This is a genomic window from Roseateles sp. NT4, assembly GCF_051857475.1.
Taxonomy (GTDB): domain Bacteria; phylum Pseudomonadota; class Gammaproteobacteria; order Burkholderiales; family Burkholderiaceae_C; genus Pelomonas.
On the sequence record NZ_JBPZGZ010000003.1, the window covers coordinates 890,219 to 914,130 of the forward strand.

Below are 23,912 nucleotides of genomic sequence, written 5' to 3' on the forward strand. Positions count from 1 at the left end.
CGTTGGGCGATGTGCTCGCGGCTCAATGCCGCGAGCATCGCCGTCCCCTCGGGGGACCGATCAGCGTACTCGCTGGGCGAGGGGCTTCAAGCTGCCGCCTCGATGACGTACTGGACGCGCTGCTGACCCTGCCATTCGTCGAGGGAAAGGCGATAGGCCAGGGTCACCTTCTCCGGCAGCATGTCCACATGGTTGAACCAGATGCCGTCGATGAGCTGGCCGGCCCGGCGCAGGCGCAGCTTCAAGTGCTTCTCGCCGACCAGGCGCTGCGAGATCAGCTCGAAGCGGTCGCAGAAGATGGGCGGCTCGAAGCCCTGGCCCCAGACCTGGGCGTCCAGCAGCCGCGCCGTCTCGGCCGTGGCGGCCTCGGGCGGCAGGGCGCCGTCGTGGCGCAGGGTGCGGGTCAGGTCCTGCTCGTTCAGCCATTCCTCGGCGACGCGCGCGAAGGCCAGCGCAAAGCGGTGCACATCGCCGACCTCGGGGCTGGCCAAAGTCGCGCCGGCCGCCATCGCATGGCCGCCGAACTTGGCCAGCAGCTCGGGCTCGCGCTTGCTGACCAGGTCCAGCGCGTCGCGCAGATGGAATCCAGGGATGGAGCGGCCCGAGCCCTTCAATTGGCCATCGGCGCCGCGCGCGAAGACGAAGGTGGGGCGGTGCACACGGTCCTTGATGCGCGAGGCCACGATGCCGACCACGCCTTCGTGGAAGTCCGCATCGAACAAGGCGACGGCCGGGGGCAGGGCGCCGGAGAGGGCTTCGACGAGGGCATCCAGCCGTGCCTCGGCCATCTCGCGCATGCCGCTCTCGATCTCGCGGCGCTCGCGGTTGATGGCGTCGAGCTGGGTAGCGAGCTGCATGGCGCGCTCGGGGTCGTCGGTGGTCAGTGCTTCAATGCCCAGCGTCATGTCGGACAGCCGCCCGGCCGCGTTGATGCGCGGGCCCAAAGCGAAGCCGAGGTCGAAGCCCTGCGCCTTGCTCGCGTCGCGTTTGGCGGCGCTGAACAGGGCCATGACGCCCGGCTGGGCGCGGCCGGCACGCATGCGCTTGAGGCCTTGGGCGACGAGGCGACGGTTGTTGGCGTCGAGCTTGACGACGTCGGCGACCGTGCCGAGTGCGACGAGATCCAGCAGGCCGTCCAGGCGTGGCACCTCCGTGAACGCACCGCGGGAACGCAGCTCGGCGCGCAGGCCCATCAGCACATAGAAGGCCACGCCGACGCCCGCCAGCGACTTGCTCGCGAAGGTGCAGCCGGGCTGGTTGGGGTTGACGATGGCCTCCGCCTCGGGAACGACGATGGCGTCAGCGACCTGGGCAGGCAGGTGGTGGTCGGTCACCAGCACCTTGATGCCGAGTGCGCGCGCATGCGCGACGCCGGCAAGGCTGGCAATGCCGTTGTCCACGGTCACCAGCAGGCCGGGCTTCTGGGCCTGGGCGAGGTCGACGATGGTCGGTGTCAGGCCATAGCCGTGCACGGCGCGGTCGGGCACGACATAGCCGAGCTGTTCCGGCTGCGCGCCGAGCAGGCGCAGGCCGCGCAGCATGACGGCGCAGGCAGTGGCACCGTCGCAGTCGTAGTCGGCCACGATGACGAGGCGCTCGCCGGACTGGATCGCATCGGCCAGCAGCTTGGCGGCTTCGCTCAAGCCTTTGAGACCGGTGGGCGGCAGCAGCTGGTTGAGGTTCTCGTCCAGCTCCGCGGCCTCACGCACGCCGCGTGCGGCCAGCAGGCGGGCCAGCAGCGGTGCGACGCCGGCCTGCTCCAGCGCCCAGGCGGTGCGCGGGTTGACATCGCGTTCGACAAGGCGGGGCGAGTTCACAGCGCCTCCATCACGGCCGCCACATCGGGCGTCTGGAAGCGTCGCTTGATCTTCTCGACGAACGACAGCGGCTGGGCCGTGAAGCGACGCGCGAAACGCTCGCCGCACAGGGTCAGGCTGCGCAGCTCCTGGGCCAGCGGGCCGCCGTCCAGGCGCTGCCAGGCTTCGGCCCAGGCGGCGAGGTCGCCGTTCATCAGCGGCTCGGTCAGGCGGGCGTCCACCGTCACCTCGGACTGCTGGCCGTTGCTGCGGCCGATGTCGCCGATCCAGATCGAGTTGATCGCGTGCTGGCCGCGCGACTCGCGCTCGACGTTGAGCGGATGTTCGTGCATCAGCATCTGGGCCTCGTTCTGCCAGCGGCGCAAGACGCGGCTCTGCGGCAGCCAGGGTTCGATGGGTCGGCCCGCGGCGCGTTCGATGCTGGCGGCGCTCAAACCCTCCAGTGCGGTGGCGTGGCCGATGGCCCAGCGCTGGGCATCCAGCAGGCGCCACTGCCAGCCTTCACCTTCGGGCCAGAGCTCCTTCAGCAAAGCCAAGAAGCGGGCCGCGTCCGACTCTGAAAGCTGCAGGGCTCCCGGCGGCAACACGTCGACGCCATCGGTGCCGACGGCGAGATGCAGGGGCGTCATCAAGGCCCAGGACAGTTCGGGGCCGGCGTCCACGGCCCAGGCGGCTGCGCTGGGCTCGGCTTGGCCACGCAGGGCGGCGAGGGCCAGGTGATGCGGCGGCTGGGGGGCGTACTCGTCGCTGCCCCAGGTGTCAGCCGGGCTCAAGCGGGCCAGTTGCGCGGCCAGGTTGGGCAAGGCCAGGCTGGAGAAGGCATGCCGCGCGGCGTCATCGAGGGCGCTGGCATGGGGAATCATCAGATGCATGGGTCCGGATTATCCCGGGGGGCTTTTCAAGCGCTTGTCACACAAGCTTCATACACTTTTCTTCATGACCGACCCGACTCCGCTGAAGCTGCTCAACCGCGAACAGGCCATCCTCGAATTCAACCGGCGCGTGCTCGCCCAGGCCCAGCGCGAGGACGTGCCGCTGCTGGAGCGGCTGCGCTATGTCTGCATCGTGTCCAGCAATCTGGACGAGTTCTTCGAGGTGCGCTTTGCCGACATGCTGGAGGCCGCGCGCGATCCGCTCAGCAGCGTGACCGGCCAGGACGTCGACCGCGTCGGCCGCGCCGCCCACACGCTGATCGACGAGCAATACCTGATCTTCAACGAGCAGCTGACGCCGCTGCTGCTGAAGCAGCGCATCGTCATCCTCAACCACGCCGACCGCGACGAGCCGCAGCGGCGCTGGGTGGCCAAATATTTCGAGCGCGAGGTCAAGCCGCTGCTGGTGCCGGTGGGCCTGGACCCCGCCCACCCCTTTCCGCAGGTGGCCAACAAGTCGCTGCACTTCATCGCGCGGCTGTCAGGCAAGGACGCCTTTGGCCGCGACAACCGCATCGCCATCGTCAAGGTGCCGCGCGTGCTGCCGCGCGTCATCAAGCTGCCGGCCAATCTCAGCGACGGCCGCCAGGCTTTCGTGCTGCTGACCAGCGTCATCCGCGCCCACCTGGAAGAGCTGTTTCCCGGTCGCAAGGTCGAGGCCTTCTCGCAGTTCCGCGTCACGCGCGACTCCGACCTGGAAGTCGACGAGGAAGAAATCGCCAACCTGCGCCATGCGCTGCGCTCGGGCCTGACGACGCGCCATTTCGGCCGCGCGGTGCGGCTGGAGGTGGTCAACACCTGCCCGGCCGAGCTGTCGGAGTTTTTGCTCGAGCAGTTTGGCCTGCCGAATGCGGCGCTCTACCGCGTCAATGGCCCGGTCAACCTGGTGCGCCTGAACGAGCTGATCGACCAGACGGACGCACCGGCCCTGCGCTTCACGCCCTTCGAGCCGGCCTGGCCGACGGGTCGCCTGCCGCGCCACAAGTCCATCTTCGAGAAGCTGAAGAAGGGCGATGTGCTGCTGCACCATCCCTTCGAGAGCTTCGAGCCCGTCGTGCAGATGCTGCGTGAGGCGGTGCTGGACCCGGACGTGCTGGCCATCAAGCAGACCATCTACCGCACCGGTGCCAAGTCGGAGCTGATGGACCTGCTGATCGAGGCGGCACGGCGTGGCAAGGAGGTCATGGCCGTCGTGGAGCTGAAGGCGCGCTTCGACGAAGAGGCCAACATCAACTGGGCCGAGCGGCTGGAGGCGGTCGGTGCCCAGGTGGTGTACGGCATCGTCGGCTACAAGACCCACGCCAAGCTGCTGATGATCACGCGGCGCGAGAACGGCAAGCTGCGCCGCTATGCCCACATCTCCACCGGCAACTACAACCCCAAGACGGCGCGCCTGTACACCGACCTGGGCCTGCTGACGGCGGATGCCGACCTGACGGCCGATGCCGACTCGGTGTTCCGCCAACTGGCATCGCTCGGCAAGTTCAAGGCGCTGCGCAGCATGCTGCTGGCGCCCTTCAACATGCACAGCCGCATGCTGGAGCTGCTGGCCCAGGTCGAGGCTGCGGCCCTGGCCGGTTACAAGCCTGCACGCGTCGTCGTGAAGATCAATGCGCTGACCGATGCCGAGCTTATCCATGGCCTGCTGCGCGCGGCCAAGGCGGGTGCCAGGGTCGACCTCATCGTGCGCGGTGCCTGCATGCTGCCACCGGGCCTGCCAGGTGTCAGCGACAACATCGTCGTGCGCTCCGTCGTTGGCCGCTTCCTGGAGCACACGCGGGTCTTGTATTTCCGCTGGGCGGAAGGCGATGAGGGCGAGGCGCTGTTCCTGTCCAGTGCCGACTGGATGAGCCGCAACATGTTCCGCCGCATCGAGGTGGCCTGGCCGGTGCAGGACGCCCGCCTGCGCCAGCGTGTCATCGACGAGGCCCTGCAGCCCTATCTGCACGACACCATGGACGCCTGGCAGCTGGGCCCCGATGGCCGCTCGGTGCGCATCAGCGAAACCGGCGTCAGCGCCCAGCAGGCTTTGATGCGGCGTTATTCGGAAGGCGCTTGAACATGGACCTCATCCTCTGGCGCCACGCCGAAGCCGAAGTGCCCGCTCCCGGGCAGGACGATCTGCTGCGTTCGCTGACGCCCAAGGGCGAGCGCCAGGCGCGGCGCATGGCGGCCTGGCTCAACCACCGCCTGGCGGCAACGACGCGCGTGCTGGTCAGTCCGGCCCTGCGCTGCCGCCAGACGGCCGAGGCCCTGGGCCGCGAGGTGCGCATCGTGCCGTCCATCGCGCCGGACGCGCCGATCGCTGCCTTGATCGAAGCCTCGCGCTGGCCCAAATCCAGCGAGCCCGTGCTGATCTGCGGCCATCAGCCGACGCTGGGCCAGCTCGCGGCCCATCTGCTGGCTGGCGTGGACCAGGACTGGGCCGTCAAGAAGGGCGCCGTCTGGTGGCTGCGCTGGCGCCAGCGCGATGGCGAGCCCGAAGTGACACTGCACGCGGTGCAGGGCCCCGACGCGCTGTAGGAACGGCGCCGCGTCAGCGCTTGGCGGCCAGCAGGTTCTGCAGGGCGCGCTCGGTGCCCCTCTCCACCAGGTCGCGTAGTGCGCGGACCTTCTCCTCGTTGGACATGAACATCCACGGGTCGAGCGAGCCCTGCGCCTCGCGCGACGCGTAGGCGAAGGACTCGCGCACGTCGTACTGCGCGACGATGTCGCCGCTCTTGACCTCCATCAGCTGATAGCGGATCTGCGCATACGGCGCGATCAGCCCGCTCGACAGGGCGCCAGTGGTCTGGTTGCGCATGGTGTAGAGCGTGTCCAGGTAGAAGCCGATGCCTTCCACGGCGCCCCGGCCGATGGCCATGCTGTCGGCGGTGTCGGCCGAGATCGTGCCGCGCTGGCGGGTGATGATGAGCAGATGGTCGAGCTTGTCCTTGTTGATCGTGGCCACCATCCACGCCGGCAGTTCGGCCTTGGCCGCGCCTTCGGACAGCGCGCGTTGCTGTGCGGGGCTGAGTTCCTGCGGCGCCCGGTAGAGGCCGGTCTGGACTCGCGGATTGGCACGCTTGAGTGCAGCATCGCTGGCACGCAGCGCGATGAGGTCGAAGCCGATGCCCTTGAAATCCAGGTTCTGGCCGCCGTTGCGATCCACGCGCGTGCCGGTCGGCTTGTCCTCCGCCCAGCTCGCCTGCACGCTGTCGCCCAACAGCGAAAACACGCCGACAGAGGACAGTTTCGCGGCGTCGATACTTTGTGCCGAGACCGGTATCGCCAGCAGAACGCCACAAGCCAGCACACTGCGCCGCAACCAGGTCTTTGCCATATGCCCTCCCAGGCAGACATTGAAGATGTGATGCGTGATCTTATGCTGACCCGCCACCGGATCCGGCTCGGTCCGGGGGGCGACATCACGGCCCGGCGGCGAGGCCGGGTGGCTTCATGCCACCAGCAGTTCGGTCAGGCCGCTGCGCGCCCAGGCCTCGGCCTCTTCCTTCAGCAGGTAGCGTGTGCGCGCCTGCTCGGCAGACCAGCTCTTGGGCGCCTGCTGGCAGGTGTAGCGCAGGACTGGGCCGTCAAGAAGGGCGCCGTCTGGTGGCTGCGCTGGCGCCAGCGCGATGGTGAGCCGGAAGTGACCCTGCACGCCGTGCAGGCGCCGGACGCGCTCTGGTCAGAGGTGCCTGGTTTCGTCGGGCTTGTTCCACCAGTTGTTGTGCAGGCCGTCGTAATACTGGACGGGTGCGGCCACCAGCTCTTCGGGTGACACGTCGTCCAGGCAGTTGAGCTTGACCGACACGAAGGCGCCGCCGACCTGCTCGATATAGCCGTGGCCGTAGGAGCGCACGCCGCAGGTCTTGCAGAACAGGTTGTGCACGCTGTTGCTGCCGAACTGGTAGTCGCTCTGCGCGTCCTCGCCGGCCAGCAGGCGGAAGGCCTCGGGCTTGACGCTGGCGCTCCAGTTGCGCGTCTTGAAGCAGATGGAGCAGTTGCAGCGGCCGGTGCCGGCGGCGAGGTCGAGGTCGACTTCGAAACGCACGGCCTTGCAGTGGCAGCTGCCGGTGTAGGTCTTGAGCATGGCGGGGGGCTCGCGGTGGCTGTTAAGCCCCACATCCTCGCAGCCCCACTGCCAGTTTGTGGCAGCAGCGCGGCCTGTCACCGGTTACCAGGCGTTGCTGCTGATCTGGCGCTGCGTTTCGTGGAACTCGCGCAACTGGCGGTCCAGCTGGGCCAGGTGCAGCAACGGGTCGTGGCCGCCCGTCAGCGTGGTGTGGATGCTGGAACCGCCATCCAGCAGCGACGTGGTGGCCGGCGCCAGCAGGTCAGTCAAGGCGGGCAGCGGTGGCGCACTCGCCTGAGCGGATTGGGCGAACCAGACGTCGGCCAGTTCGTGGCGGCTGCTGTCCTGGGTCGTGTAGCTGGCGTCCATGCCGATCAGGTTGCCGTTCTGCAGCGTGCTGGTGTGCGCGGCGTTCAGGTCCAGCTCGACGATGCCGAGGTCGGCCAGGCTTTCCAGCTGGCCACCGGACTGCGCGTTGCTGCCGACCCAGACCTTCAGGTGGGCGAACTCCGCGTCGGCCGCCGTGAGCTTGCCGTCGTGGTTGCTGTCCAGCTGGGCCAGGGCCTGGAAGCCGTTCTCGGCCAGCTGGCCGTTGGGCAGGTGGGTGGCGGTGCCGAACAGCTCGCTGCCGTCGTCGATCTTGCCGTTGCCGTTGCGGTCCAGGGCCAGCAGGCCGCTGCCCGCGCCCACCCAGCCGATGTGCTGGGCCTGGCCGGTCGCGTTGATGTCGAAGGCGATGCCATGGGCCGCGTCCACGGTCTGCACGCCCAGGCCGGACAGGTCCAGCACCAGCGGTGAAGCGCCGGCCAGCGCATTGAGCTGGTCGGCCGACATGGCCGAGCGCTGCGCGGCCGTGAAGGCGGCGACGTGGTTCATGTCGATGCCCGACAGCTCGGCGGTCGTCATCGCCGAGATCTGCTGCGGCGTGAAGGCCTGCAGCGCATCGGTCGTCATCGCATTGATCTGGCTGCCGTCCAGGGCGCCGACCTCGGCCGCGCCGAGTGCCGTGATCTGCGTGGCGCTGAGGCGGCCGAAGTTGCCGGGGCTCAGCGCGGCGACCTGGTCGGTGCCCAGCATGGCCAGCTGCGAAGGCGTCAGTGCCGACATCTGCCAGGGCTCGAGCGCCGCCATGTGGGCCGGCGTCAGCGCTGCGACCTCGGTGGGCGTCAGCGCGCCGAACTGCTGTGAGCTCAGCATGGCGACCTGGTCGGGTCGCAGCTGGCTGAACTGAGCGACTGACATCGCATGCAGGGCGCTGGGGTCCAGCCCCGGCATCGCGGCGTCGGCCAGCGCGGCCAGCTGGCTGGCGCTCATGGACAGCACCTGGGCGACGCTGAAGCCGCTGACCTGCTCGCCGTCCAGCGTCGCGATGACCGAGCTGGACAGCATGCTGAGCTCGTAGGGCGAGATGGCGGCGAGCTGGTTGGGGCTGATGCTGGCGAACTGGCTGGGGTCCAGGGCCTGCAGCTGGGTGGCGCTGAGGCTGGCCATGACCAGCGGGCTGAAGGCGGACAGCTGCAGCGGCTGCAGGGCGGCCAGCTGCGAAGGGCTGAGGGCCTCGGCCTGGTTGACGGTCAGGCCCAGCAGCTGGCTGGGCTCCAGCGCGGCGATGTGGGCGGGCGTCAGCGTCGCGATCTCGGACTGGGTCAGCGCGCTGAACTGCTGGGCCGTCAGCATGGCGATCTGGTCGGGGCGCAACTGGCTGAACTGGGACACCGACATCGCGTGCAGGGCGTCGGGCGCCAGGCCCGACATGGCCGTGTCGGCGAGGGCGCCGAACTGCGCCGGCGTCAGCGACAGCACCTGGGCCACGGTGAGGCCGCTGACCTGCTCGCTGTCCAGCGTGCCGATGACGGCCGTCGTCAGGCCGCTGAGGTGATAGGGCGAAATGGCCGACAACTGCTGCGGGCTCAGGCTGGCGAACTGCGACGGGCTCAGCGCCGCGAGCTGGGTGCCGGTCAGGCTGGCGATGACGGCGCTGCCGAAGGCCGCCAGCTGCTGGGGCTCGAGCACCGCCAGCTGCTCGGGCGAGAGCGTCTGCAGCTGCGCGCTGCTCATGCGGGCGATCTGGTCGGCGTTCAGGGCCAGCAGGCCTTGTGGCGAGATGGCGGCGATCTGGGCCGGGTCCAGCGCGGTGATCTGGGCATTGGTCAAGGCGCCGATCTGTGCGGGCGACAGCGCCGCGATGCCGGCCAGCGACAAAGCGTGCAGGGCCGTCACCGTCATGCCTGCCAGGCTGTCGGGCGCGAGGGCCTGCAGCTGCTGCACGCTCAGCGCCGCGGTCTGGCTGCTGTCCAGGGCCTGCACCTGGCTGGCTGACAGCAGGTGCAGCGCGTCCGTCGCCAGCAGGCTGATGTCGGCAGCGGGCAGGGCGGCCATTTGCGCACCGGTCAGGCCGGTGAACTGGTTGCCATGCAGAGCCTGGAACTGAGTCGTGGTCAGCGCGTGCAGGGCGGCCGGCGTCAGCGCGGCGAGCTGCTGCGGGGTCAGAGAAGACAGCTCGGCGAGGCTGAGGCCAGGCGCCTGGCTGGCGGTCAGGCCGGCGAGCTGGTCGGTCGTCAGGCCGGCAACCGGCACGGCGGTCAGCAAGGCCAGTGCATCGCTGCTCATGGACGCGAACACATTGCCGCTGAAGGCGGCCAGACCGGCCGTGCCCAGCAGCGCGAGCTGGTCCAGGCTGAGGGCGGTGATGGCCGCGCCGCTCAGTGCGTGCAGCTGGGCCGTGCCCAGGCTGTGCAGCTGGTCGTTGCTCATGGAGGCGAGCTGGGTGCCGTTCAGCGCGGCCACCTGAGCCGTGCCCAGCGCGGCAATCTGGCCGGTGCTCAGCACGGCGACCTCGGCCAGGCTCAGCGCCCCGATGGCGGCAGAAGACAGGGCCGCCATCTGCGTGCCGCTCAGGGCCTGCAGGTCGGCGGCGCTGAATTGCTGCACCTGGCCGGCGCTCAGGCCGGCCAGCTGGGCCGTGCCCAGCAGCGCCAGTGGGCCACTGAGAACCTGCCAGTCGGCGGCCGGGATGGCGGCGATCTGGCTGCTGCTCAGGGCCTGCCACTGGTCGTTGCTCAGCTGTTGCAGCTGCGTTGAGCTCAGCGCCTGCAGCGAAGCCGCGGGCAAAGCCTGGATCTGTGTCGTACCGAAGGCTTGCAACTGGGATGCGCTCAGGCCGTTCAGCGCACCGGCACTGAGGTTGGCCAGTTGGGCGGTTGACAGCGCCGCCAGTTGGGCGACGGACAGGCCGTCGAACTGCTGGCTGAGCAGGGCATGCACGGCCGCGGTGGACAGGGCGCCCACCTGGTCGGGTGTCAGGCTGTGCAACTGAGCGCTGCTCAAGCCGGCGGCCTGGGTGCCGTTCAGCACGGAGACCTGCAGCGTCGACAGGGCGGCCAATTGCGTGGCCGATAGGGCCGAGACCTCGCCGCGGCTCAAGGCATGGACGGCCGCCGTGCCCAGGCCCTGCAGCTGGGCCGCGCTCAGGGCCGACCATTGCTGCGTGGTCATCGCGCCGACGACGCCGGCGTCCAGGGCTGCAACCTCACCGGTCGTCAGCGCCGCGATCTGCTGGGTGCTGAGGCCGGCCATCTGGGCGTTGCGGATCTGGCCCCACTGCACATCGCTGAGCTGGCTCAGGCCTGAGGTGCCCAGGCCGCGCATCTCGGCCGTGCTCAGCGCCGCCAGCTGGGTGGCGCTGAGGGCCTGCAGGGCGGCGGCACCGAGGCTGTTGAACTGCGCGGAGCTGAGCGCCGCCAGCGCGGCCGGCGCGATGGCCGCGACCTGGGCCGGCGCCAGTGCCTGCAACTGGGCGGGCAGCAGCACATGGGCCACCTGCGTGCCCATGGCCTGCAGCTGGTCGTTGGTCAGCTGGGCCACCTGGGCCGGCGTCAGCGCGGCCGCGTTGCCGACGCTGAGGGTGCGCAGCACGCCGCTGCCGAGGGCCGCGATCTGCTCGCCGCCGAGCTGCTGGATCTGGTGGGTGCTGAGGCTGTTGACCTGGGCACCGCTGAGCATGCCGATCTGGTCGGTCGTCAGCGAGCGCAGCGCCGTGTCGCCCAGTGCGTGCACCTGCGTGGCGCTGAGGCCCTGCAGCTGCGGTGTGGTCAGCGCGGCGGCCTGGCCCGGCGTCAGGCTGGCGATCAGCGCGGCCGGCAGGCCGGACATGGCCGAAGACCCCAGGGCCGTCAGCTGCTCGGCCGACAGCGCCTGGAACTGCGTGCTGGTCATGCTGGCGGTCTGGCGCGACGTCAGCGCCGAAATCTGCTCTTCGTTCAGCGCGCCCAGGGCCGCGGTGCTGAGGCGCGCGAACTGGCCGGGGCTCAGCGCGGCGACCTCGGCGTCGCTGAAGGCGGCGAGCGTGGCCGCACCCAGGTTGGCGACCTGGGTCAGCGACAGCGCCGCGACATTGCCGGCGCCCAGGGCTTCGATCTGGTCGGGCGACATCGCAGCCAGCTGGGTTGCCTGCAGATTGGCAGCCGCCGTGGCCGAGAAGGCATGGACCTGATCGGGCTGCAGGCTGCGGATCTGGTCGGTCGTCAGCGCCATCACGGTGGCGGCGCCCAGGCCGTGGATGGCGGCCGTGCTCACAGCGGCCAGTTGGGCGGGGCTCAGCAGGGCCAAGGTCTGGCTGCTGAAGGCGGTGGCCTGTGCGCCCGTCAGGGCGCCGAGCTGGTCCTCGGTCAAGGCGGCGAAGGCGCTGGTTGAAAGAGCCTTGAGCTGCACGCCGCTCAGCGCGGCGATCTGGCTGCCGCTGAGCTCCTGCACGTCGGACGCGCTCAGTGCCGCGAGCTGGCGGTTGCCCAGCGCGGCCAGGGCCGCCGGCGCCAGGAAGTGCAGCTGGGACGGGTCCAGCGCGGCGACCTGCTCGGGCGTGGCGCCGGCCATCTGCTTGGCGCTCAGCGCGCCGAGCTGGTCGGGGTTGAGCGTGGCGATCTGGGCCGTGCCGAGCTGGGCGAATTGGGCCGAACTCATGCCGGCGATCTGGGCGCTGCCCAGGCTCTGGATGTGGCCGGCGTTCAGGGCCTGCCACTGTGCCGGGCTCAGCGCCGCGACTTGCGTGGCACTGAAGGCCGCGAAACTGTCGGGACTGAGGGCGGACAGGGCCGCCGTCGTCAGGCCGTGCAGGGCTTGCGCGCCCAGGCTGTGCAGCTGCTCCACATCCAGGGCCATCAGCTGGGCCGGTGTCAGCGCCGCGGCGGCCGTGCTGCTCATGCCGGCCAGCGTCGCGGTGCCCAGGGCGCCGAGCTGGCTGGCCTGCAGCTGCTGCAGCTGGTGGGCGCCCAGTGCGTTGAGCTGGCTGGCGCTGAGGTTGGCCATCTCGTTGGGGGTCAGGCCTTGCAGGGCGGCGTCGCTCAGGCCGCGGAACTGGGCGCTGGTCAGGGCCTGGAACTGGCCCTGGCTGAGCGCCTGCATGTCGGCTGCACTCAGGCCTGCTGCCTGCGCGGCGCTGAGGGCGTGCAGGGCGGCCGTGGACAGGGCCGCGACCGCGTCCACGCCCAGGCTGGCGATCTGGGCGCTGCTCAGCCCCGGCACCTGGCGGGCACCGAAGGCGCCGATCTGCTCGGCGTCAAGGGCGGCCAGTGCGTCGCGGCTCAGCGTCGCGACCTGGGCGCTGGACAGGCTGGCGAGCTGCGAGGGCAACAGGGCACCGATCTGGCCGGCATCCAGCGAGGCGAACTGGGCCGTCGTCAGTGCGGCGAGCTGGGGTGTGCTGAGGGCCTGCAGCTGTTCGGCGCCCAGCGCATCCAGCTGGGCGGGCTTCAGCGCGTGCAGGGCCTGGGTGCCCAGGGCCTGCCATTGCGCGGGCGACAGCGCGGCGAGCTGGTCGGCTCGCAGGGACGCCGCGATGGTGGCGTCCAGGCCGTGCAGGGCGCTGGTCGACAGCGCCGCCAGCTGGTCGCTGCCCAGCAGTTGCAGCTGATGGGTGTTGAGGCCGTTGAACTGGGCCGAGCCCAGGGCGGCCCATTGCTCGCTGTCCAGGGCACCGAGGCTGGCGTCGGACAGGCCGCGCATCTGCAGGCTGCTCAGGCCCTGCAGCTGGCTGGGTGTCAGCGAAGCGATCTGCTCGGCGTTCAGGGCGGCCAGCTGGGCGTTGCTGAGGCCGTGCAGGGCCTGGCTGCCCAGGGCGGCGATCTGTTCGTCGGAAAAGCCGGCCAGGGCCTGTGTGGTCAAGCCGGGCGACTGTGCCGAGCCGAGGCTGGCGAGCTGCTCCGGCGTCAGTGCCTCGAGCGCGGCCAGGGTCAGTTTCGACAGCTGGTTGGCTGACAGCGCGTGCAGCTGCTGCGTGCCCAGGGCCTGCAACTGGTCACTGCCCAGGGCGGCCAATTGGGCATTGCTGAAAGCCGCGACCTGGGGCGCCGTCAGCGACTGCAGTTGGTCGGGGCTCAGGGCCTGCAGCTGGCCGGTGGCCAGGCCGTTGACGGTGGCCGTGGGCAGGGCGGCGAGCTGGTCGCCCGACAGCAGGCCGAGTTCGTCGTTGCTCAGGCCGGCCAGGGCCTTGGCCGAGAGGCCGGCGAAGGCCTTGCTGTCCAGGGCCTGGAGCTGATCGCTGCTCAGAGCTGCGAGCTGGTTGCTGTGCAGGCCGATGGTCTGGCTGCTGGCCAACTGGTGGATCTGGTCGGGCGTCAGGGCCTGCAGTTGGGCGCCGCTCATGCCGCCGAGCTGGGCGGCCGTCAGCGCCGCGACCTGGTCCGAGGCGAGGCCGGCGATGCTGTCCAGCGACAGGGCCGCGACCTGGCCGGTCTGCAGCGCGTGCAGCTGGGCGGCGCTGAGCTGGCTGACCTCGGCATTGCCCAGCGTGGCGATCTGGTCCGTGCTCATGGCGGCCAGCGCTGCGGTCGCGATGGCCTGGACCTGGCGGACGTCCAGCGCATCGATGACCGCCGCGGTCAGCGAGGCGGCCTGGCGGCTGGTCATGGCGTGCAGACCCTGGGTGGGCAGGGCGGCCAGTTGGCCGGGCGCCAGCGCGGCGAACTGGGCGCTGCTGAGCTGGGGCAGGCTGCGTTCGGTCAGACCGGCGGCGCCCTCATCGCTGAGGGCCGATACCTGGGCCGGCGTGATGGCGCCCCAGCCGGTGGCGGGGATGACGGCCACCTGGGCGCTGGTCAGTGCCGCCATCTGTTGGGGGCTGAAGGCCTGCCAGTCGGCGGGTTTCAGCGCGGCGATGGCGGCCGTGCCGAGTTGGGCGATGTCGTCTGGGCTGAGGCCGGTGATGCTGGGCATTTGTCACTCCAATGCCGGGCGCTCAAGTTCCGCCTCGACTGGCCGACAAGCCTAGATTCCGCCTCCGCAGGTCAAACGCGAAAGAACGGGGGCATTTCGGCCACCGAAGCATTCAGCATCATTGCTTCACACAGGCGCGCCGCCCGGACGCCTTGTTGTCAGCTGATGGACAGCGTCAGCAGCCCGGTGCGGGCCCAGGCCTCGGCTTCTTCCTTCAGCAGGAAGCGCGTGCGCGCCTGTTCAACCGACCAGTTCTTGGGGCAGAGCAGCGTCAGCTGCTTGCCTTCGCGCTCGAGCTTGGGCGGCGCCACGGTCTCCGGCGAGCGGGCGTGGCAGAGGATGACGGCCAGACGCAACGCGACGAGCTGGTCCAGCAAGCTGGCGTCGTGGAGCTGGGCTTCCAGCTTGCGCAGGCCGCCGCGCTGGCCCAGGGCGAGACCCGAAAGGCGCTGCAGCTGGTTGGTGGAGAAGCCGGCCGCGTCCACATGAGCGATGACGTAGGCGCTGTGGCGGTGGTGGTCGTGGTGGGACACCAGCATGCCCACCTCGTGCAGGGCGGCGGCCCAGGTCAGCTCGCGCAGCAGCTCGGGCGAGGGCTTGGGCGTGAGCTGGCGGTAGAGCAGCTCGGCCTGGCTGGCCACGCGGTCGGCTTGGGGCCGGTCGACGGCGAAGCGCTCCTGCAGCTCGCTGACCGAGTCGGCCCGCGGGTCGCGGGCGCCGCTGGGCTGCAGGCGTTCAACGAGGTCGAAGATGACGCCCTGGCGCAGCGCGCCCTTGGTGGGCAGCAGCTCCTGGATGCCGAACTGGCTCAGCAGGGTGTAGAGGATGCACAAGCCTCCGGCGACGACGGGGCGGCGGTCGTCCTTCAGGCCGGGCATCTGCAGCTTGTCCTGCGAGCCGGCCTCCAGGCATTGGGCGATGCACCAGCGCAGCGCGTCGGGCGTGATGCGGCCATCGGTCTTGCCGCTGGCCGCGAGGATCTGCGAGACCGCGCCCACCGTGCCCGAGGAGCCCAGGGCTTCCTTCCACAGCTCGGGGCGGAACAGGGTCAGGGCCTCTTCCAGTTCGGCACCCGCGGCCACCTGGGCGGCGCGGAAGGCTTCCGCGCTGTAGCGGCCATCGGCAAAGAAGCGCACCGACAGGCCCACGCTGCCGACGCCGAAGGACTCGGCCAGCAGCGGCTTCTGGCCGCGGCCCAGGATCATCTCGGTGGAGCGGCCGCCGATGTCGATGACCAGGCGCGGCTTGTCCGAGGGCTGCAGGCGGGCCACGCCGGCATAGATCAGGCGGGCCTCCTCGCGGCCGGCGATGACCTCGATGGGGTGGCCCAGCACGGCCTGGGCGCGCGCCAGGAAGGCGTTGCGGTTGCGGGCCTCGCGCAGGGTCTGCGTGGCGACGGCGCGGATGCGTTCGGGCGCAATGCCGACGAGCTGCTCGCCAAAGCCCTTCAGGCAGTTCAGGCCGCGCTGCATGGCCTCTTCGGTCAGCATGCCCTGGTCGTCCAGGCCGGCGCCCAGGCGCACGCTCTCCTTGATGTAGCTGACGCGTTGATAGCGCTCGCCCGCCAGGCGGGCCAGCTCCAGGCGGAAACTGTTGGAGCCGATGTCGATGGAGGCCCAGATCTGGCTACCTGGAGCCCCCGAGGCCGTGCTTTGCACGGCCTGCCCCCCGAGGGGGTTCATCCGCCTCGGGGCGGCCCAGCGGCGGCTGGATGGGTCGGGGCGCGTCGTCATGGCGGCAGATTGTCGGGGCAAAATTTGACGCTCTTCCGTAACTCCCCACCCCCCAGGAGCCCCCATGTTGAAAGACGAGATCGACAGCCTCGCGCCGTCCCGCGACTTCAATCGCCGCAGCTTTGTGCAGACGACGGTGGGCAGTGGCTTCGCGGCCGCCGTGCTGCCGGTGACGGCCCAGACCATCGCGACCGACACCGCGGGCCTGGAGGCGGGCCCCGTCACCATCCCCGTCGGTGATTTCAAGATGCCGGCCTACCGCGCCGCGCCCGCCGGCAAGAAGAACCTGCCGGTCGTGCTGGTGGCCAGCGAGATCTTCGGCGTGCACGAGCACATCGCCGACGTCTGCCGGCGCTTTGCCAAGCTGGGCTATCTGGCCATTGCGCCGGAACTCTTCGTACGCCATGGCGATGCCGGGGCCTACACCGACATCCCCAAGCTCGTCAGCGAGGTCGTCAGCAAGGCCTCCGGTGCCCAGGTCAACGGCGACCTGGATGCCGCCGTCGCCTGGGCCGCGGCCAACGGCGGCGACACGAGCAAGCTGGCCATCACCGGCTTCTGCTGGGGCGGCGGCACGACCTGGCGCTATGCCGCCCACAACCCCAAGCTGACGGCCGCCGCCGCCTGGTACGGCCCCGTGGCGCGCAGCTACCACCCGGGCGACAAGACCATCATCGAGCTGGCCGGCAGCATCAAGGCGCCAGTGCTGGGCCTGTACGGCGCGGCCGACGGCGGCATTCCGGTCGAAACCCTGACCCAGCTCGAAGCCGCGCTGAAGGCCGCCGGCAACACCAGGTGCGAGTTCGTCGTCTACCCCGACACGCCGCATGCCTTCTACGCCGACTACCGCCCCAGCTACCGCAAGGCGGCCGCCGACGACGCCTGGGCACGCTGCCTCGCCTGGTTCCGCAAAAACGGCGTGGCTTGACAGCTCTGCTAGGCTGACGGAGTTCGGGCTGCAGTCCATGGCTGTGGCCCGTTGCTTTTGCCTGATCCCATGACCCTTCTCTACATCGTGCTCGCCACCTTCGCGGGCGGCCTGCTGTCGGTGCTCGTTGCGGCGAGCCTGACCATCGGCGTGCTGACCCGCCTCGTGAAGAGCCTCGTCAGCCTGTCGGCCGGCATCCTGCTGGGCACTTCGCTGCTGAACGTGCTGCCCGAGGCCTTCGAGAGCCGCACGGCCCAGCCCCAGACCCTGTTCGCCGTGCTGCTGGGCGGCCTGCTGTTCTTCTGGCTGCTGGAGAAGGTCGAGCTCTACCGCCACGTCCACCACCACGAGGGCGACGGCCACCACCACCATCACCACTTCGACGCCGAGCAGGCCGGCCGCGGCGGCCTGACCGTGCTGGTGGGCGACAGCATCCACAACTTCTGCGACGGCGCCATCATTGCCGCCGCCTTCCTGGCCGACACGCGGCTGGGCTTTGCCACCGCCCTGGCCATCGTGGCCCACGAGATCCCGCAGGAAGTCGGCGACTACATCGTGCTGCTGAACGCCGGCCTGTCCCGGGCCAAGGCGCTGTTGTTCAACGCCATCTCGGGCATGGCCTCGGTGGTCGGCGGCGTGCTGGGCTATTTCCTGATCGGCAGTTTCGAGGGCGTGCTGCCCTATCTGCTGGTGCTGGCCTCCAGCAGCTTCATCTACATCTCGGTGGCCGACCTGCTGCCCCAGCTGCAGCAGCGCCTGGCCTGGCGCGAGACTTTGGCCCAGGTGGCCTGGCTGGCCGTCGGCCTGGGCGTGGCCTTCGCGGTGTCTCAGCTGCTGCATGGGGCTCATTGACGCCGGGCTGCGCGGCGCGCTGATCGCGCTGCTGGCCCTCGTCATCGTCGCGCTGCGCCCGCATTGGCGGCATGTCCGGCATGCCGAACTGGTGCGCGTCGGCATCGCGCTTTGCGCTTCCCTCATCGTGCAGACCCTCTCGGCCTCGCCCTGGGTCGAGCACGAATTGCGCTGCCAGCCGCAGGCACCCGGCATCGGCATCTCGCTGGGCTCGGCCGTGCTGTTCTGGTTGTTCGCCCGCGCCGTCTTCGAAGACGGCTTCAAACTGCGAGCCTGGCATGGCGCCCTGTGGGCCGCCGTCGCCCTGTTCGGCGCCACGGTCTGCCAGTGGCATGCCTGGTGGCAGGGCTGGGTGCTGATGCGCGCCATCCCCATCGTCTTCGCTCTGCTGGGCCTGGCTGCCGTCGTCGGGCCCTGGCGGGTCGACCTCATCGAGCCGCGGCGGCGCCTGCGCGGCATCGTCGTCGGTGGCGGTGCGACCTATGCCCTGGTCCTGGTGGGTCTGCGCATCTTCTCGGCCGACGGCAGCCTCAGCGACGGCGCAGCCCTGGGCGACGTGGCCATGCTGCTGGCACTGACCGCCCTCATCGCCGGCCGGCTGCTGGCACCGCGCGCCCATGGCCTGTGGAGCAAGCCCGCCGCACCCCTTGCACCGCCGCCCGCGCCGCCGTCGGAAGACCCTCAGGACCAGGTCGTCGCCGCCGCCCTGGCCCGGCTGATGGGCGAGGGCAGGGGCTATGCGCAGGAGGGCCTGAGCCTGGCCGGCCTGGCCGAGCAGCTCGGCACGCCCGAATACCGGCTGCGCCGCGTCATCAACCAGGGCCTGGGCCACCGCAACTTCAATGCCTATGTGAACGGGCTGCGGCTTGCCGAAGCCAAGCGCCGCCTGGCCGACCCGGCCGAGCGCCAGCTGCCGGTGCTGAGCATCGCCCTGGACGTCGGCTTCGGCTCCATCGGCCCCTTCAACCGCGCCTTCAAGGCCGACACCGGTCTCACGCCAACCGAGTTCCGCCACAAATCGCTGGCCGATTCCTAGAAAACAGCGCCGAAACCTGCAAAACGCGGGTTTCGGCCAGACGCCGCGGCCATGGACACCGAGGCTGAGGGCTTCTCAACTCCCGAGGAGCCCTCATGTTCTTCCGACTCCTGCTCGCCAGTCTGGCCGTGAGCACTGCTGCTCAGGCCGCCACCGTCGGCACCCTGACCCTGCCCGCCGATGACGATGGCGGCGCCGTCACCCTGTTCTATCCCACCGCCGCCGCCGGCCGCCCCGAGACCCGCGGCGACCTGCAGCTGATGCTGGCGCCGGATGCGGTACCCACTCCCGGCAATGGCCGGCTCATCGCCATCTCCCACGGTTCGGGCGGCGGCCCCTGGGTGCACACGACGCTGGCCAAGGCCCTGGTCGAGGCCGGCTTCACCGTCGTGCTCCCGCTGCACCGTGGCGACAACTGGACCGACCCCGGCCGCCCCGGCCCCGAGAGCTGGAAGCAGCGCCCGGCCGAGATCAGCCATGCCATCGACCGCGTTGCTGCTGACCCACGCTTTGCCACCCTGAAGCTGGACCGCGTCGGCGGCTTCGGCATGTCCGCCGGCGGCCACACCATGCTCAGCCTGGCCGGCGGCGCCTGGTCGCCCGAGCGCTTCCGCGCCGCCTGCGAGCAGCGCCTGGCCGAGGACTTCCCGGCCTGTGTCGGCCTGGTCACGGGCCTGACCGGCGGCGCGCTGGACGGCTTCAAGCTCTGGTTGGCCCGCCACGTGCTGAGCTGGAAGTTCCGCGGCGACGATGCGCCGCAGACCCACACCGACCCGCGCCTGGTCGCCATCGTCGCCGCCGTGCCGGCCGCCGCCGATTTCGACATGAGCACCCTGGCCCATCCGCGCGTGCCCCTGGGCCTGATCACCGCCGACGGTGACCGCTGGTTGCTGCCGCGCTTTCACAGCGATGCGGTGCTGGCCAGCTGCCAGGGCTGCGAACTGGTCGCCGCGCTGCCCGGCGCCGGCCACGGTGCGCTGCTCGCACCACCGCCGCCAGCCAGCAATCTCGGCCGCCTGGAATGCGAGCTGCTGTGCGACCAGCCGGGATTTGACCGGCCGGCCACGACGGCACTGTGGGTGGGGCGGACGGTGGCCTTCTTCCAGCGCCATCTTCCGGGCTAGCGCGGAGGCAGGGCGCGCTCCACGTCGAGCAAGGCCTGGTTCAGCACGCTGAACACCCAGAGGCCGTCGTCGGGTTCGGTGTTCGTGAAGGCGAAGCTGGCGCTGCGTCCCTGGGCATCGACGACCAGCAGGCTGCAGAAGCCGCGGTATTCCCCGTCATGGGCGAAGACGGCGCGGCCATCGATGTCCGTGGCGATCCAGCCCAGGGCATAGTCGCCGGCCTTCAGTGCCTTGAGGCGCTGCAGATAGCCGGGGGCCAGCGGTGTGCTTTCGCCGCGCAGCGCACGCAGATGCCAGCGCACCCAGGTGGCGTAGCTGTCGGGCGTGGTCGTCGTCCCTTCGCCTGAGGGCAGCAGCACGTCCACCCAGGCGGCGACTTCGGCGTCCTCGGGCGTGAGGGGGGTGAGGCGGCCCTTGGCGCCCTCATGACCCACGGGGCGGCTGGTGAAGACCTGGCTGGCCGGCGTCCATGTCACGGCCAGCCCCAGCGGGTGGGCCAGTTCCTGCTCGAAGAGGTCAGTGAAAGAGCGGCCGGTGCGCGTCTCCAGCATCAGCGCGGCCATGGCGTAGCCGGCATTGGAGTAGAAGAAGGTCTGACCCGGCGTGACATTGGCGGGCGGGTTCTGGGCCAGCAGCCAGGCCGCGAAGAAGCGCTTGCGGCCCGCCAGGGTGGTGGGCAAAGTCTCCTGCGTGGTCTGCAGATAGGCCATGAAGCGCTCGACGTCGTCGCTGCTCTTGAAAGCCAGCAAGCCACCGCGGTGATTGAGCAGCTGTTCCAGCGTGATGCCGCGGTAGGCCGGCTGCATGCCGGCAGCCAGTTCTGGCAAGGCCTCGGCCAGGGTGGTTGTCCAGGTGATGCGGCCCTGCTCGACGAGACGGCCGGCCAGGGCCGAGGTCATGGCCTTGGTGGTCGAGCCGATCATGAAGGCATCGCCGGCCTGGATCCTGGCCGTCGTGCCGACCTGGCGCAGGCCGGCCAGGGCCTGGGTCGAGTCGTCGGCCGTCAGGTGTTCCAGCGCGATGCCGGCCAAACCACTGGTGATGGCGGTATCGGCCGATTTCTGCAGCTGGGGCGCCGCGTTGGAGGAGGGGGAGCCGCCTCCACCGCCGCAGGCGGTCAGGGCGAGGGCGGTGGCAAAAGCCAGGGTGCGAAGCAACAGCATGGAGAGCAGGCGTCGGAGTGAAGACGCCGCTCATTCTTCGCAGCCAACCCCAAGGCCAGCCAAAGACGAGTTGTCAGCGCAAGGCGCCGTCCACCCAGGCGCCGAGCTGGGCCGCTGTCATGGCGCCGCTCTGGCGCGCGACCTCGCGGCCGCCGACGAACAGAACGGTGGTCGGGATGCTGCGGATCTGCAGGCCGGCGCTGCTGCGCTGGGCAGCATCGCTGTCGACCTTGACGAAGCGGATGTCGGGCCGGGCAGCGGCAAGCTGCTCGAAATGCGGTGCATAGGAGCGGCAGGGACCGCACCAGGCCGCCCAGAAGTCCACCAGCACGGGCGCCTCGGTGCCCTGCAGATAGGCGGTCAGGTCGGCGTCGCCGAGCGCCACGGGTTTGCGGGGCGCCACCGGCCCGCCGCATTTGCCGCAGGTGGGGTCGTCGGCGAGGCGTTCATCGGGCACGCGGTTGCGGGTGCCGCATTGGGGGCAGGCGAGGATCATGGGGTGAATCTAGTCCAGGAATTGCGGGGCGACGCCGTGCGCGGCGCCGCATGCGGGCGTAGGTCGGGCCCGACAGCCGGGTTTCAATCGGCCAGTTGCTCGATCTGCTGGCGCACCTGCTTCAGCACCTCGTTGGCCAGGGCCTCGTCGGTCTTCATGACGCCGCGCGAGATGGCCATGGCGCCGATGAGGGCGGCCACGGCCAGCGTGGCCTTGGCGGGGTCATCGCCCCGCGCCGCCAGCACGGCCTGCAGGCCCTCGCGCAGTTCCAGAAAACCGGCCGTGTAGCTCTGGCTGACGGCCTCGCTCTGGCGACCGGTGTCGCAGGCGGCCGTGACGACAGGGCAACCGCGCGTGTGGTCGTCACGCACCTGGCGGCTCAGGTATTGGTCCAGGTAGGTGGCCAGCGTCGGCGACTTGCCGCTGCCGGCTCGGGTGGTCCAGTCGAAGCCCTTGCGGAAGCTGTGGGCGAAGGCCTGGGCGGCGAGATCCTGCTTGTCGGCGAAGTGCTTGTACAGGGCGCCGTGCGTGAGGCCGGCGGCCTTGCAGATGTCGGCCACGCCGACACCGTCGATGCCGTGCTGCTTGAACAGCCGCGCCGCCGCATCCAGCAGCGCCTGGCGGTTCAGTTCGGACTGTTCCTTGGTGACCTTCACGACATGCCCCTCAAAGCCTGGGTAATTGCATATTTTGATTATGACCGATACCATTAAGTTTTGAAATCAACCGCAATCAAAACAAAGGTGGTGTGATGCTCGCTTCCCGTCTTGCCCTGTCGCTGCAGCGCCGCGGCATCCACTACGCCTGGGTGGTGGCCGCGCTGACTTTCCTGGCCATGCTGATCACGTCGGCCGCGCTGGGCTTGCCTGGCGCATTGATGCAGCCGCTGACCAAGGAGTTCGGTTGGACCACGGCCGAGCTGTCGTCGGTGTTTGCGACGCGCTTTGCGCTGTTCGGGTTGCTCGGCCCCTTCGCGGCCGTGGTGCTGATGCGCTATGGCGTGCGCCATGTCGTCGCGCTGGCGGCGGGCATCATCGGCAGCACCCTGTTCCTGGGCGCCTTCATGCAGAACCTGACCCAGGCCTTCGTGCTGTGGGGCGTGGTGCTGGGCCTGGGCACTGGCATGACGGCCATGGTGCTGGGTGCCACGGTCGTGAACCGCTGGTTCGTGCAGCGCAAGGGCCTGGTCATGGGCCTGCTGGCGGGCAGCAGCGCCACGGGCCAGCTGGTCTTCCTGCCGCTGGCCACCTGGCTGATCGAGAACCATGGCTGGCGCGCCGCGCTGTTCCCGGTCGTCGCGGCCACCGCGGTGCTGGCCGTGCTGGTGCTGCTGTTCGTGCGCAACTCGCCAAGCGACCTGGGCCTGCAGGCCTACGGCGCGACGCCGGCCGATGCCGCGGCCGCAACGAACGCGCCCAAGCCCACCTGGAAGCTGCCCTTCGAGACCCTGGCCAGCGCCTCGCGCGTGCCGGCCTTCTGGGTGCTGGCCGGCAGCTTCTTCATCTGCGGCCTGAGCACCAACGGCCTGGTGCAGACCCATTTCATCTCGCTGTGCGGCGACCGCGGTCTGGGCCCGGTGCCGGCGGCCTCGGTGCTGGCCATGATGGGTGTGTTCGACCTCATCGGCACGACGCTGTCGGGCTGGCTGTCGGATCGCTTCGACAACCGCAAGCTGCTGTTCTGGTACTACGGCCTGCGCGGCCTGTCGCTGTTCTGGCTGCCGTATTCCGACTTCACGCTGGCCGGCCTGTCGACCTTCGCCATCTTCTACGGCCTGGACTGGATCGCCACCGTGCCGCCCACGGTCAAGCTGGCGGCGCAGGTCTTCGGCCCGGCGCGTGCCGGCCTGGTGTTCGGCTGGGTGTTTGCCTTCCACCAGCTGGGTGCCGCGACGGCGGCCTTTGGCGCGGGCTTCTCGCGCTCGGTGCTGCTGTCCTACTCGCCGGCGCTGTTTGTGGCGGGCGGGGCCTGCCTCATCGCCGCGGTGGCGGTGATGGGAGTGCGGGCGTCGGCCGCCAAGGTGGCGACGATGGGGGCGAGTTGACCCAGGGAGTCGGAGTGTCTGCTTGAGGCGGGGGATTTAGCCAGTCAGCGCAACGCATTCGTTGAACATCTCAGCTTGCGTGCGCAAGCCTTGGTAGCAATCGCACGGCAACTGTGACGGCCACAAGAATGAATACCAGGAGACAAAGCGGCGCGGTGAAGACGATACCCAGCTTGGGCCCGAGCACGAGCGCGATTGCAGCGGCTGCACAGAAACCAGCGGCGAAGGCCGCCGAAAAAGCAAAGAGAAAGCGAACGGCGAAACCGAGCCCGCTGGATCCCTGCTGCGTTGCCTCGACGTCTGGCAGATTGCTTGCCAGAGGTCTCCAGCCGCCGGGCCCACTGAAATCCGCGCTGCAGTACATGCATTGACGGTCTTCAATACCTACCGGCTTGCGACAATTCGGACAGACGGACATAAGGACGCGGCTTCCCTTCCTTCAATGAGACGCGAGAGCTTCTCCTGCAGATAGCCATTGTTAGGTCTCGCTGCGAAGCAGCGGGCCACCGGCCAAGGTCTGCTTC

At 69.8% G+C, this 23,912-nt stretch carries 18 protein-coding genes; 7 read left to right on the forward strand and 11 right to left on the reverse strand.

Translation table 11 applies throughout. The features are described 5' to 3' along the window. Positions 1–86 precede the first annotated feature (86 nt). Both recJ and ACS5PN_RS23110 read right to left on the reverse strand, forming a co-directional pair. Positions 87–1,817: a single-stranded-DNA-specific exonuclease RecJ gene (recJ, locus tag ACS5PN_RS23105; protein WP_439466357.1), complete on the reverse strand. Its 1,731-nt coding sequence runs from the start codon at positions 1,815–1,817 to the stop codon at positions 87–89. Further along, positions 1,814–2,689, reverse strand: a complete 876-nt coding sequence (locus ACS5PN_RS23110; RefSeq protein WP_439466358.1) for a hypothetical protein — start codon at positions 2,687–2,689, stop codon at positions 1,814–1,816. Before ACS5PN_RS23110 ends, recJ begins: the two co-directional genes overlap by 4 nt. A 64-nt stretch (positions 2,690–2,753) precedes the next feature. Between ACS5PN_RS23110 and ppk1 the strand changes: the two genes are divergently transcribed. Together ppk1 and sixA are read left to right on the forward strand one after the other, a co-directional pair. Next, positions 2,754–4,808, forward strand: coding sequence for a polyphosphate kinase 1 (gene ppk1 / locus ACS5PN_RS23115; protein WP_439466359.1), 2,055 nt, complete (start codon positions 2,754–2,756; stop codon positions 4,806–4,808). Between the two features lie 2 nt (positions 4,809–4,810). Continuing rightward, the gene (sixA, locus tag ACS5PN_RS23120) at positions 4,811–5,272 is read left to right on the forward strand and encodes a phosphohistidine phosphatase SixA (protein ID WP_439466360.1); all 462 of its coding nucleotides are present in this window, start codon (positions 4,811–4,813) and stop codon (positions 5,270–5,272) included. A 13-nt stretch (positions 5,273–5,285) separates the two neighbouring features. Here sixA and ACS5PN_RS23125 read toward each other — a convergent pair whose 3' ends face one another. The 5 genes from ACS5PN_RS23125 to ACS5PN_RS23145 form a co-directional block, all read right to left on the reverse strand. Further along, on the reverse strand, positions 5,286–6,071 hold the full coding sequence (locus ACS5PN_RS23125) for a hypothetical protein (protein ID WP_439466361.1): 786 nt from the start codon (positions 6,069–6,071) through the stop codon (positions 5,286–5,288). 114 nt (positions 6,072–6,185) lie between these two features. Further along, positions 6,186–6,389: a hypothetical protein gene (locus ACS5PN_RS23130; protein ID WP_439466362.1), complete on the reverse strand. Its 204-nt coding sequence runs from the start codon at positions 6,387–6,389 to the stop codon at positions 6,186–6,188. A 27-nt stretch (positions 6,390–6,416) separates the two neighbouring features. Continuing rightward, positions 6,417–6,821 (reverse strand): GFA family protein, encoded by a 405-nt coding sequence (locus ACS5PN_RS23135; RefSeq protein WP_439466363.1) that lies wholly within the window; start codon positions 6,819–6,821, stop codon positions 6,417–6,419. Positions 6,822–6,905: 84 nt separating this feature from the next. Continuing rightward, complete coding sequence (locus ACS5PN_RS23140) at positions 6,906–14,012, reverse strand: hypothetical protein (RefSeq protein WP_439466364.1); 7,107 nt, start codon at positions 14,010–14,012, stop codon at positions 6,906–6,908. Between the two features lie 158 nt (positions 14,013–14,170). Continuing rightward, entirely contained in the window at positions 14,171–15,745 is a 1,575-nt protein-coding gene (locus tag ACS5PN_RS23145; RefSeq protein WP_439466365.1) for a Ppx/GppA phosphatase family protein, read from the reverse strand. Between the two features lie 64 nt (positions 15,746–15,809). On the opposite strand from ACS5PN_RS23145, the gene ACS5PN_RS23150 reads away from it, so the two are divergent. The 4 genes from ACS5PN_RS23150 to ACS5PN_RS23165 all read left to right on the forward strand — a co-directional run bounded on the left by ACS5PN_RS23150 (position 15,810) and on the right by ACS5PN_RS23165 (position 19,685). Continuing rightward, complete coding sequence (locus tag ACS5PN_RS23150) at positions 15,810–16,673, forward strand: dienelactone hydrolase family protein (protein WP_439466366.1); 864 nt, start codon at positions 15,810–15,812, stop codon at positions 16,671–16,673. Positions 16,674–16,742: 69 nt separating this feature from the next. Beyond that, positions 16,743–17,525 (forward strand): ZIP family metal transporter, encoded by a 783-nt coding sequence (locus ACS5PN_RS23155; RefSeq protein ID WP_439466367.1) that lies wholly within the window; start codon positions 16,743–16,745, stop codon positions 17,523–17,525. Further along, positions 17,512–18,561 (forward strand): helix-turn-helix domain-containing protein, encoded by a 1,050-nt coding sequence (locus ACS5PN_RS23160; RefSeq protein ID WP_439466368.1) that lies wholly within the window; start codon positions 17,512–17,514, stop codon positions 18,559–18,561. Before ACS5PN_RS23155 ends, ACS5PN_RS23160 begins: the two co-directional genes overlap by 14 nt. Before the next feature lie 95 nt (positions 18,562–18,656). Next, positions 18,657–19,685, forward strand: coding sequence for an alpha/beta hydrolase family protein (locus ACS5PN_RS23165; RefSeq protein ID WP_439466369.1), 1,029 nt, complete (start codon positions 18,657–18,659; stop codon positions 19,683–19,685). On the opposite strand, the gene ACS5PN_RS23170 is transcribed toward ACS5PN_RS23165, so the two are convergent. The 3 genes from ACS5PN_RS23170 to ACS5PN_RS23180 all read right to left on the reverse strand — a co-directional run bounded on the left by ACS5PN_RS23170 (position 19,682) and on the right by ACS5PN_RS23180 (position 22,000). Beyond that, entirely contained in the window at positions 19,682–20,848 is a 1,167-nt protein-coding gene (locus ACS5PN_RS23170) for a serine hydrolase domain-containing protein (protein ID WP_439466370.1), read from the reverse strand. The genes ACS5PN_RS23165 and ACS5PN_RS23170 overlap by 4 nt on opposite strands. A gap of 73 nt (positions 20,849–20,921) precedes the next feature. Further along, on the reverse strand, positions 20,922–21,344 hold the full coding sequence (trxC, locus tag ACS5PN_RS23175; RefSeq protein WP_439466371.1) for a thioredoxin TrxC: 423 nt from the start codon (positions 21,342–21,344) through the stop codon (positions 20,922–20,924). Positions 21,345–21,427: 83 nt separating this feature from the next. After that, a complete protein-coding gene (locus ACS5PN_RS23180) occupies positions 21,428–22,000 on the reverse strand; it encodes a TetR/AcrR family transcriptional regulator (protein ID WP_439466372.1) in 573 nt (190 codons plus the stop codon). 95 nt (positions 22,001–22,095) lie between these two features. Between ACS5PN_RS23180 and ACS5PN_RS23185 the strand changes: the two genes are divergently transcribed. Continuing rightward, positions 22,096–23,388, forward strand: a complete 1,293-nt coding sequence (locus ACS5PN_RS23185) for an MFS transporter (RefSeq protein ID WP_439466373.1) — start codon at positions 22,096–22,098, stop codon at positions 23,386–23,388. Between the two features lie 70 nt (positions 23,389–23,458). Here the strand turns inward: ACS5PN_RS23185 and ACS5PN_RS23190 are convergent, their stop codons facing one another. Further along, on the reverse strand, positions 23,459–23,752 hold the full coding sequence (locus ACS5PN_RS23190; RefSeq protein ID WP_439466374.1) for a hypothetical protein: 294 nt from the start codon (positions 23,750–23,752) through the stop codon (positions 23,459–23,461). Positions 23,753–23,912 lie beyond the last annotated feature (160 nt).

Excerpts from the sequence above, each read along its gene's own strand:
- ACS5PN_RS23140 (WP_439466364.1), bottom strand. The coding sequence starts at position 14,012 with ATGCCCAGCATCACCGGCCTCAGCCCAGACGACATCGCCCAACTCGGC.
- ACS5PN_RS23145 (WP_439466365.1), bottom strand. The coding sequence starts at position 15,745 with ATGACGACGCGCCCCGACCCATCCAGCCGCCGCTGGGCCGCCCCGAGG.
- trxC (WP_439466371.1), bottom strand. The coding sequence starts at position 21,344 with ATGATCCTCGCCTGCCCCCAATGCGGCACCCGCAACCGCGTGCCCGAT.
- ACS5PN_RS23135 (WP_439466363.1), bottom strand. The coding sequence starts at position 6,821 with ATGCTCAAGACCTACACCGGCAGCTGCCACTGCAAGGCCGTGCGTTTC.
- ACS5PN_RS23165 (WP_439466369.1), top strand. The coding sequence starts at position 18,657 with ATGTTCTTCCGACTCCTGCTCGCCAGTCTGGCCGTGAGCACTGCTGCT.
- ACS5PN_RS23110 (WP_439466358.1), bottom strand. The coding sequence starts at position 2,689 with ATGCATCTGATGATTCCCCATGCCAGCGCCCTCGATGACGCCGCGCGG.
- ACS5PN_RS23125 (WP_439466361.1), bottom strand. The coding sequence starts at position 6,071 with ATGGCAAAGACCTGGTTGCGGCGCAGTGTGCTGGCTTGTGGCGTTCTG.
- ACS5PN_RS23150 (WP_439466366.1), top strand. The coding sequence starts at position 15,810 with ATGTTGAAAGACGAGATCGACAGCCTCGCGCCGTCCCGCGACTTCAAT.
- ACS5PN_RS23190 (WP_439466374.1), bottom strand. The coding sequence starts at position 23,752 with ATGTACTGCAGCGCGGATTTCAGTGGGCCCGGCGGCTGGAGACCTCTG.
- ACS5PN_RS23185 (WP_439466373.1), top strand. The coding sequence starts at position 22,096 with ATGCTCGCTTCCCGTCTTGCCCTGTCGCTGCAGCGCCGCGGCATCCAC.
- sixA (WP_439466360.1), top strand. The coding sequence starts at position 4,811 with ATGGACCTCATCCTCTGGCGCCACGCCGAAGCCGAAGTGCCCGCTCCC.
- ppk1 (WP_439466359.1), top strand. The coding sequence starts at position 2,754 with ATGACCGACCCGACTCCGCTGAAGCTGCTCAACCGCGAACAGGCCATC.
- ACS5PN_RS23155 (WP_439466367.1), top strand. The coding sequence starts at position 16,743 with ATGACCCTTCTCTACATCGTGCTCGCCACCTTCGCGGGCGGCCTGCTG.
- ACS5PN_RS23160 (WP_439466368.1), top strand. The coding sequence starts at position 17,512 with ATGGGGCTCATTGACGCCGGGCTGCGCGGCGCGCTGATCGCGCTGCTG.
- ACS5PN_RS23170 (WP_439466370.1), bottom strand. The coding sequence starts at position 20,848 with ATGCTGTTGCTTCGCACCCTGGCTTTTGCCACCGCCCTCGCCCTGACC.